This window comes from Priestia sp. D51 (assembly GCF_053345675.1).
In genome coordinates this window covers 38415-47637 of sequence record NZ_JBLTIR010000016.1, presented here as the reverse complement: position 1 = coordinate 47637, position 9223 = coordinate 38415, and the positions used below count along the sequence as shown (strand labels likewise).

At 39.8% G+C, this 9223-nt stretch carries 9 protein-coding genes, 2 rRNA genes and 1 riboswitch; all 11 genes read left to right on the top strand.

The window, feature by feature from the left end; genetic code table 11:
* A 23S ribosomal RNA gene (locus tag ACNHOZ_RS27395) occupies positions 1-98 on the top strand; the annotation flags it as partial.
* Between the two features lie 62 nt (positions 99-160).
* Positions 161-276 (top strand): 5S ribosomal RNA (rrf, locus tag ACNHOZ_RS27390).
* A gap of 166 nt (positions 277-442) precedes the next feature.
* On the top strand, positions 443-643 hold the full coding sequence (locus tag ACNHOZ_RS27385) for an NETI motif-containing protein (protein ID WP_014461942.1): 201 nt from the start codon (positions 443-445) through the stop codon (positions 641-643).
* Between the two features lie 84 nt (positions 644-727).
* A riboswitch (purine riboswitch) is annotated at positions 728-829 on the top strand.
* A 128-nt stretch (positions 830-957) separates the two neighbouring features.
* A complete protein-coding gene (gene purE, locus ACNHOZ_RS27380; RefSeq protein WP_013055034.1) occupies positions 958-1446 on the top strand; it encodes a 5-(carboxyamino)imidazole ribonucleotide mutase in 489 nt (162 codons plus the stop codon).
* Positions 1439-2584, top strand: coding sequence for a 5-(carboxyamino)imidazole ribonucleotide synthase (purK, locus tag ACNHOZ_RS27375; RefSeq protein ID WP_013081438.1), 1146 nt, complete (start codon positions 1439-1441; stop codon positions 2582-2584). The genes purE and purK overlap by 8 nt, the downstream gene beginning before the upstream one ends.
* Entirely contained in the window at positions 2581-3873 is a 1293-nt protein-coding gene (gene purB / locus ACNHOZ_RS27370; RefSeq protein WP_013055036.1) for an adenylosuccinate lyase, read from the top strand. The genes purK and purB overlap by 4 nt, the downstream gene beginning before the upstream one ends.
* Before the next feature lie 74 nt (positions 3874-3947).
* Complete coding sequence (purC, locus tag ACNHOZ_RS27365; protein WP_048021520.1) at positions 3948-4655, top strand: phosphoribosylaminoimidazolesuccinocarboxamide synthase; 708 nt, start codon at positions 3948-3950, stop codon at positions 4653-4655.
* A 7-nt stretch (positions 4656-4662) separates the two neighbouring features.
* Complete coding sequence (gene purS / locus ACNHOZ_RS27360; RefSeq protein WP_014461938.1) at positions 4663-4914, top strand: phosphoribosylformylglycinamidine synthase subunit PurS; 252 nt, start codon at positions 4663-4665, stop codon at positions 4912-4914.
* A complete protein-coding gene (gene purQ, locus ACNHOZ_RS27355; protein ID WP_013055039.1) occupies positions 4911-5597 on the top strand; it encodes a phosphoribosylformylglycinamidine synthase subunit PurQ in 687 nt (228 codons plus the stop codon). The genes purS and purQ overlap by 4 nt, the downstream gene beginning before the upstream one ends.
* Positions 5581-7812 carry a phosphoribosylformylglycinamidine synthase subunit PurL gene (gene purL, locus ACNHOZ_RS27350; protein WP_028412530.1) on the top strand — a complete coding sequence of 744 codons (2232 nt, stop codon included), beginning with the start codon at positions 5581-5583 and terminating at the stop codon, positions 7810-7812. Before purQ ends, purL begins: the two co-directional genes overlap by 17 nt.
* Positions 7788-9203 (top strand): amidophosphoribosyltransferase, encoded by a 1416-nt coding sequence (gene purF / locus ACNHOZ_RS27345; protein WP_013055041.1) that lies wholly within the window; start codon positions 7788-7790, stop codon positions 9201-9203. The genes purL and purF overlap by 25 nt, the downstream gene beginning before the upstream one ends.
* Positions 9204-9223 lie beyond the last annotated feature (20 nt).

The following is a 9223-nucleotide window of genomic DNA, read 5'->3' as shown; positions in this document are numbered from 1 at the left end:
AGTAAGATCCCTGAAAGATGATCAGGTTGATAGGTCAGAGGTGGAAGCGTGGCGACATGTGTAGCTGACTGATACTAATCGATCGAGGACTTAACCAAACTTTAAAAGCGTAAGCTTTACTCAGCAAACTGTTACCTAGTTTTGAGAGAGCAATCTCTTGTCTGGTGGCGATAGCGAAGAGGTCACACCCGTTCCCATACCGAACACGGAAGTTAAGCTCTTTAGCGCCAATGGTAGTTGGGACTTTGTCCCTGTGAGAGTAGGACGTTGCCAGGCCAATAAAAAGACTAGTCATTCAATGACTAGTCTTTTTTGTTTCTAAAAATTACAGCATGAATTTAACTTTTAAATTATGTTACACTATAGTGGATTCATTTAATTTTTTATTATAAAAGTTCTTTTTGACGTTGTAAGAAACTTCTTTCAAACTGGAGGCTGCATTTTGGGTAAGAAATCAAAAAAAGTACTATACGAATTACAGGAAAATGAAACAATCGCAAGTTGTTTAGATCGGATGAAAAAAGATGGGTATATGCCCGTTCGACGAATGGAAAAGCCTATCTTTGAAGAAAAAGAAATAAATGGTAAAAAAGAGTATGTTCCGGTAAAGCAACAAATTGTTTTCGAAGGGAAAAGTCTCTAAATACGAACATTTTAATGATAAAAATAGTAAACATTCGATTTTTGGGTTGACTTTTTTCTGGTTTGGCTGTTATTATTAAGTTGTCAAATGAGATATCCGAAACCTCATATAATAGTGGGAATATGGCCCACGAGTTTCTACCCGATGACCGTAAATCATTGGACTATGAGGAGAGTACAATTACTAAATAGGTAAACATGATTCCTTTTCAAAAGGAATATTGATACATGAAACCTAGGGTAGTTGTGGCTTTCCTTTAGTGAGCCATAACATACCCTAGGTTTTTTTATAACGTGAAAAAGGAGCTTTTATTCATGAATGTAAAAGTTGCTGTTGTAATGGGCAGTCAGTCAGACTGGAGCACTATGAAATATGCGTGTGACATTTTAGATGAATTAAATATTGAATATGAAAAGAAAGTTGTATCAGCACATCGAACGCCGGATTATATGTTTGAGTATGCTGAAACTGCTAAAGAACGAGGGATTAAAGTTATTATTGCTGGCGCTGGGGGCGCTGCTCACTTACCTGGTATGATTGCCGCAAAAACAATTTTACCTGTAATAGGAGTACCCGTTAAATCAAGTAACTTAAACGGTTTAGATTCACTTTTATCGATTGTTCAAATGCCAGGCGGCGTACCGGTAGCTACAGTAGCTATTGGGAAAGCTGGTTCTACGAACGCTGGCCTGCTAGCAGCACAAATCTTAGCAACACAGGATCCAACGTTAAGTGATCAACTTGAAAATCGTAGAGAGTCTATTAAATCATCCGTGTTAGAAAGTAGTGATCAACTTGTCTAATTTACTTATACCTCCTGGTAAAACAATTGGAATCGTAGGCGGTGGACAGCTAGGAAGAATGATTGCACTATCTGCTAAAGAAATGGGTTATTACATTGCAGTGCTTGAACCAACAGAAGATTCTCCTTGCGGTCAAGTAGCAGATATTAAAGTCATTGGCAACTATGATGATAGAAAAGCGGTTGAACAGCTTGCTGAAGTGTCAGATGTCATCACCTATGAATTTGAAAACGTTGATGTTGAGATGATGAAATGGCTAGAAACAAAATGCTACGTGCCACAAGGCAGTCATTTACTAGCCGTTACACAAAATCGTCGTTTAGAAAAAGAAATGATTACAAAGCTTAATCTAGACGTTCCTGATTACGCAATCGTTACGACTGAAGAAGAACTTTTAAAAGCTGTCGAAACAATTGGTTATCCATGTGTCGTAAAAACTTGCCGAGGCGGATATGACGGTAAAGGGCAAGTTCTAGTGAAAAATGAGAATAATATTCGTGAAGCAGCTGAGCTATTAGCACAGTCGGAATGCATTGTAGAACAGTGGATGAACTTAGATAAAGAAGTATCAGTTATTGTACACCGCAATGCAAAAGGCGAAACGGTATGTTTACCAGTAGCTGAGAACATTCATAAGCATCATATTTTGCACCAAACGATTGTTCCGGCACGTATTACAGCAGATCAAGAAGCGAAAGCTCTTCAATATGCGCAAGAAATAGCAAAAGGATTAGATTTAGTTGGTACATTAGCAGTTGAGATGTTTCTAACTGAAGAAGGTCAGCTTTATATAAATGAAATGGCACCTAGACCTCATAATTCAGGTCATTATTCAATCAATGCTTGTGATCTTTCTCAATTTCAGCAGCATGTAAGAGCCATTTGTAACTGGACCCTAGCACAGCCGACTTTATTAAAACCTGCTGTTATGGTTAACCTATTAGGGGAACATATTGAGAACACAATGGCAAAAATCGAATGTTTAGATGATATGCACTTGCATTTGTACGGAAAAAAAGTTGCAAAAGAGAAGAGAAAAATGGGACATATCACGGTATTAGCTGATAAGATAGATGAGGCGATAGAAAAAGCCGAATCTCTAGGAATTTGGGAAAGAACGGAGGAAGTAACAACATGATTGAACGTTATACAAGACCAGAAATGGCAGCTATTTGGACAGAAGAAAATAAATTTAAAGCTTGGTTAGAAGTTGAAATTCTAGCTTGCGAAGCATGGTCAGAATTAGGACATATTCCGAAAGAAGATGTGAAGTTAATTCGTCAAAATGCATCTTTTGATATTAACCGCATCAATGAAATTGAATTAGAAACGCGTCATGACGTAGTAGCTTTCACTCGTGCAGTATCTGAAACGCTTGGTGAAGAGCGCAAGTGGGTACACTACGGTTTGACTTCAACTGACGTAGTTGATACAGCTCTATCTTATTTATTAAAGCAAGCTAATGAAATCTTGCTAAGTGACGTAGAGCGCTTTGTAGAAGTACTAAAGGAAAAAGCTCAAGAACATAAGTATACGGTTATGATGGGACGTACGCACGGTGTACACGCTGAGCCAACGACATTTGGTTTGAAAATGGGATTATGGTACGAAGAAATGAAGCGTAACCTAGAGCGTTTAAAACGTGCTGCAGCTGAAGTGGAATTCGGTAAAATGTCAGGAGCAGTTGGAACGTTCGCTAACATCGATCCTTTCGTTGAAAAATACGTATGTGAGAAGTTAGGAATTTCACCAGCACCAATCTCTACGCAAACATTACAGCGTGACCGTCATGCACACTATATGTCAGTACTAGCGTTAATTGCGACATCTATTGAGAAATTTGCAGTAGAAGTTCGCGGTCTTCAAAAGAGTGAAACACGTGAGGTTGAAGAGTACTTTGCAAAAGGTCAAAAAGGATCATCTGCAATGCCTCATAAACGTAATCCAATCGGTTCTGAGAACGTAACGGGACTTGCTCGCTTAATTCGCGGCTATATGGTTACAGCTTATGATAATGTACCGCTTTGGCATGAGCGTGACATCTCTCATTCATCAGCAGAGCGTGTCATCTTACCTGATGCAACGATTGCTTTAAATTACATGTTAAATCGTTTTGCAAACATTGTTAAAAACTTAACAGTATTCCCTGACAATATGAAGCGCAACATGGATCGTACACTAGGATTAATTTACTCACAGCGTGTACTGTTAACACTAATCAATAAAGGCATGGTACGCGAAGAAGCATACGACTTAGTACAGCCAAAAGCAATGGAAGCATGGGAAACGCAAGTTCCTTTCCGTTCTTTAATTGAAGGCGAAGAGCGCATTACTCGCCACTTATCGCCAGAAGAGATTGAAGATTGCTTCGATCATAAGCACCATTTAAAAAATGTAGATATGATCTTTGAACGTTTAGGTCTTTAATAAAAAAGGCAAGGCACGTCCTTGCCTTTATCTAAGAAAGTGTATCTGAATATTCTGTATGTAGAGGTGACAGCATGGAAAAGCAAGAGTTACTTTATGAAGGAAAAGCGAAAAAAATTTACGCTACTGATGAGCAAGATGTATTGTGGGTTGCTTATAAAAATGAAGCTACAGCATTCAACGGTCAGAAAAAAGCGGAGATTAGCGGAAAAGCACAGTTGAACAATCAAATTAGTAGTTTACTATTTTCAATGTTACATGAGCAAGGGATTACAACTCACTTTGTGAAGCAGCTTTCAGATCATGAACAAGCGGTTAAGAAAGTAGAAATTGTCCCGCTTGAAGTTGTTGTACGAAATGCTACAGCAGGAAGCCTTGCGAAGCGAATTGGCGTAGAAGAAGGTATTCGTTTTGAACAGCCAATCGTTGAACTTTATTACAAAGACGATGCGCTTGGTGATCCATTAATTCTTGCAGAACATGCGATTTTCCTTGAGGCTGCAACTCAAGAAGAGATTGATAGTTTAAAGGCACAAGCACTTCAAATCAACGAAATATTATCGAAATTTTTCAAAGATAAAGATATTTTCTTAGTAGATTTTAAATTAGAATTCGGCCGTACTTCTCAAGGCGACATTATTTTAGCGGATGAAATTTCACCTGACACTTGCCGCTTCTGGGATGTTCATACGAACGAAAAATTAGATAAAGATGTATTCCGCAGAGATTTAGGCGGTTTAACAGAAGCATACGAAAAAATCTTACAGCGAATCGGAGGATAACCCAACCATGTATAAAGTAAAAGTATTTGTCACATTAAGAGAAAGTGTATTAGACCCTCAAGGAGTAGCCGTTAAAAATTCATTGCACCGTATGTCTTATGAAGAAGTTCAAGAAGTACGCATCGGTAAATTTTTAGAGCTAACAATCGACAGCACAGATTCATTAGATGAACGCGTAAAAGAAATGTGTGAAAAGCTTTTAGTTAATACAGTAATTGAAGATTACCGTTACGAGGTTGAGGAGGTTGTCGTACAGTGAAATTTGCTGTAATTGTTTTTCCAGGATCAAACTGTGACGTAGATATGTATCATGCTATCAAAGATGAGCTTGGTGAAGAAGTAGATTACGTTTGGCACGATACAGAATCATTAGATCAATATGATGGTATCTTGCTTCCAGGTGGTTTCTCATATGGAGATTACCTTCGTTCAGGTGCTATCGCTCGCTTCTCAAATGTAATGGATGCTGTAAAAAAAGCAGCAAGCCAAGGAAAGCCAGTACTAGGTGTATGTAATGGATTCCAAATTTTATTAGAAGCAGGATTACTGCCAGGTGCTATGCGCCGTAATGAAAACTTAAAATTCATCTGTAAAACAGTGAATTTGAAAGTAGCTAATAACGAAACAATGTTTACAAATGCTTATGGCAAAGATGAAGTAATTGCTATTCCAGTGGCACACGGTGAAGGCAACTACTATTGTGATGAACATACGTTACAAAAATTGATTGAAAACAACCAGATTCTTTTCCAATACGCAGGTGATAATCCAAACGGAAGTCTTCAAGATATTGCAGGGATTACGAACGAAACAGGCAACGTATTAGGAATGATGCCTCACCCAGAAAGAGCGGTAAGCGATCTTTTAGGAAGCGCGGACGGACTTAAATTATTTCAATCAATCGTAAAGCAGTGGAGGGAACAAAATGTCGTTACTTCTTGAACCAAATGTAGAGCAAATTAAAGAACAAAAGTTATATCGAGATATGGGATTAACAGACGAAGAGTTTGCGAATGTAGAGCAACTGCTTGGTCGTACTCCTAACTATACAGAAACAGGCTTATTCTCTGTTATGTGGTCAGAGCACTGTAGCTATAAAAACTCTAAGCCTGTACTGAAAAAATTCCCTATCACGGGTGAAAAAGTATTACAAGGTCCTGGTGAAGGAGCTGGTATCGTTGATATTGGTGATAACCAAGCCGTTGTATTTAAAATCGAAAGTCATAACCATCCATCAGCGATTGAACCTTATCAAGGAGCAGCAACTGGTGTAGGTGGCATCATTCGTGACGTCTTTTCAATGGGAGCAAGACCGATTGCACTTTTAAACTCTTTACGTTTTGGTGAATTAACATCTCCAAAGGTTCGTCATTTGTTTGAGGAAGTAGTAGCGGGAATCGCAGGTTACGGTAACTGTGTAGGAATCCCAACAGTAGGTGGAGAAATTCAGTTTGAAGCTTCATATGAAGGAAATCCGCTTGTTAACGCTATGTGTGTTGGTTTAATTAACCACGAAGATATTCAAAAAGGTCAAGCTAAAGGCGTTGGCAACACGGTTATGTACGTAGGAGCAAAAACGGGACGCGACGGTATCCACGGCGCTACATTTGCTTCTGAAGAGCTATCTGATCAGTCAGATGAAAAACGTCCTGCTGTACAAGTAGGAGATCCATTTATGGAAAAACTTCTTCTTGAAGCTTGCTTAGAGCTTATCAAGTGTGACGCTTTAGTAGGTATTCAAGATATGGGTGCTGCGGGCTTAACAAGTTCTTCGGCAGAGATGGCAAGTAAAGCAGGTTCTGGTATTGAAATGAACCTTGATCTTGTACCTCAGCGTGAAACGGGTATGACACCATATGAAATGATGCTTTCAGAATCTCAAGAGCGCATGCTCATCGTTGTTGAAAAAGGCCGTGAAAATGAAATCGTCGAAATCGTTGAAAAATACGGATTAGAAGCTGTTTCAGTCGGTCACGTAACCGACGATAAGCGCCTTCGTTTAACTCATAACGGAGAAGTAGTAGCAGATGTTCCTGTAGATGCATTAGCAGAAGATGCACCGGTATACCACAAACCATCTCAAGAACCAGCATACTATCGTGAGTTCCAAGAGCAGTCAGCATACGCTCCTACTGTTGAAAATCACAGTGATATGTTAGTAACGCTTTTAAAACAGCCTACGATTGCAAACAAAGAGTGGGTTTACAACCAATATGACTACCAAGTACGTACAAACACAGTTGTATCTCCTGGTTCTGACGCGGCGGTTGTTCGTGTACGTGATACAAATAAAGCATTAGCGATGACAACAGACTGTAACTCTCGCTATTTATACCTAGACCCGGAAGTAGGCGGCCGTATCGCAGTGGCAGAAGCTGCTCGTAACCTTGTATGTTCAGGTGCACAGCCTCTTGCGATTACAGACTGCTTAAACTTCGGTAACCCTGAAAAGCCAGAAATCTTCTGGCAAATTGAAAAAGCAACAGACGGTATGAGCGACGCTTGCCGTGAGCTATCGACTCCGGTTATCGGCGGTAACGTATCTCTGTACAATGAGACAAAAGGTGAAGCAATTTACCCAACTCCTGTTATTGGAATGGTTGGTCTAATCGATGATATCAACCATATTACAACTCAATATGCGAAGCAAAAAGATGACTTAATCTATGTTATTGGTAAAGCTGAAGCAGAATTCGCAGGTACTGAGCTTCAAAAAGTACTAGAAAACGGTACGGTATTCGGCCAGTCACCTAAATTAGATTTAGCGGTTGAAAAAACACGTCAAGATCAGCTTCTTCAAGCAATTCGTGAAGGTGCAGTTCAATCTGCTCACGATATTGCAGAAGGAGGATTCGCGGTAGCCCTAGCTGAAAAAGTGATGAACGGCAGCGGGTTAGGCGTAAACGTAACGGTAGACGGTGAAGCAACAGCAGAGCTATTCAGTGAAACACAATCACGCTTTGTCGTAACGGTTTCACCAGAGAATAAAGAAAAATTCGAAATGCTTGTACAAGATGCAACATTAGTAGGACGCGTAACAGAAGACGCAACATTAACTGTTAAACATCAAGAAAATGTTCTTGTTCAATTATCAGTTGAAGAATTAACTACTGCTTGGAAAGGAGCGCTTCCATGCTTGCTGAAATCAAAGGCTTAAACGAAGAATGTGGCGTATTCGGTGTATGGGGACATGAAAATGCAAGCCAGATTGCTTATTACGGTTTGCATAGCTTGCAACACCGCGGACAAGAAGGCGCTGGTATTGCTGTAACAGACGGAGAAAAAGTGACAGTGATGAAAGGCGTCGGTCTTGTTAACGAAGTATTTGGCCACGGAGAGTTAGAGCAACTAAACGGTAAAGCAGCAATTGGACACGTTCGTTATGCAACAGCTGGAGGCGGAGGGTTTGAAAATGTTCAACCCCTTCACTTCCGCTCTCATAGCGGAAGCCTTGCGTTAGCTCATAATGGAAACTTGGTTAATGCAAATGCATTAAAGCATCAGCTGGAAAATCAAGGGAGTATTTTCCAATCAACATCTGATACAGAAGTACTTGCTCATTTAATTAAACGAAGCGGCTATGAAGATATGAAAGATAAAGTGAAAAATGCTTTATCCATGGTTAAAGGCGCATACGCATTCGTTATTTTAACGGAAGATACGATGATGGTTGCACTTGATCCTCACGGACTGCGTCCATTATCAATTGGACGATTAGGTGATGCCTATGTAGTAGCTTCTGAAACATGTGCGTTTGATATTGTTGGAGCGGTTCATGAGCGTGATGTAGAGCCTGGTGAGTTACTTATTATTAATGATGAAGGTATTCAATCAGAGCGATTCACACTAAACGTAAACCGTGCTATTTGCAGTATGGAATATATTTATTTCTCAAGACCAGATAGTAATATTGATGGAATCAATGTTCACTCTGCTCGTAAAAACCTTGGGAAACAACTTGCAGTTGAGTCACCGATTGAAGCAGACGTTGTAACAGGCGTTCCGGATTCAAGTATTTCAGCAGCGATTGGTTTTGCAGAACAGTCAGGGATTCCATACGAATTAGGTTTAATTAAGAATCGATACGTAGGCCGTACATTCATTCAGCCTTCACAAGAATTGCGTGAACAAGGTGTAAAAATGAAGCTGTCTCCTGTACGTAAAATTGTAGAGGGTAAACGTGTTGTCATGGTAGATGATTCTATCGTTCGCGGCACAACAAGCCGTCGCATTGTTCGTATGCTTCGAGAAGCAGGAGCAACTGAAGTACATGTACGCATCAGTTCACCTCCTATTAAAAATCCATGTTTTTATGGAATTGACACATCGTCATCCTCTGAGTTAATTGCTGCTACGCGCTCTGTTGAAGAAATTCGTGAATTGATTGAAGCTGATTCACTTGTTTTCTTAAGCAACGAAGGTTTAGTAGACGCAATCGGCAGACAGTATGAAGGCAACGGCGGACAGTGTATGGCATGTTTTACTGGAAAGTATCCAACTGAAATTTATCCAGATACTGTACACCCTCATGAAAAGGTAACTTGTTAGTTTTAACGTAAAAAAGGAGT

Bases quoted from the DNA above. Each gene is read 5' to 3' on its own strand.
- purE (WP_013055034.1), top strand. From the start codon at position 958: ATGAATGTAAAAGTTGCTGTTGTAATGGGCAGTCAGTCAGACTGGAGC.
- purB (WP_013055036.1), top strand. From the start codon at position 2,581: ATGATTGAACGTTATACAAGACCAGAAATGGCAGCTATTTGGACAGAA.
- purF (WP_013055041.1), top strand. From the start codon at position 7,788: ATGCTTGCTGAAATCAAAGGCTTAAACGAAGAATGTGGCGTATTCGGT.
- purS (WP_014461938.1), top strand. From the start codon at position 4,663: ATGTATAAAGTAAAAGTATTTGTCACATTAAGAGAAAGTGTATTAGAC.
- purL (WP_028412530.1), top strand. From the start codon at position 5,581: ATGTCGTTACTTCTTGAACCAAATGTAGAGCAAATTAAAGAACAAAAG.
- purC (WP_048021520.1), top strand. From the start codon at position 3,948: ATGGAAAAGCAAGAGTTACTTTATGAAGGAAAAGCGAAAAAAATTTAC.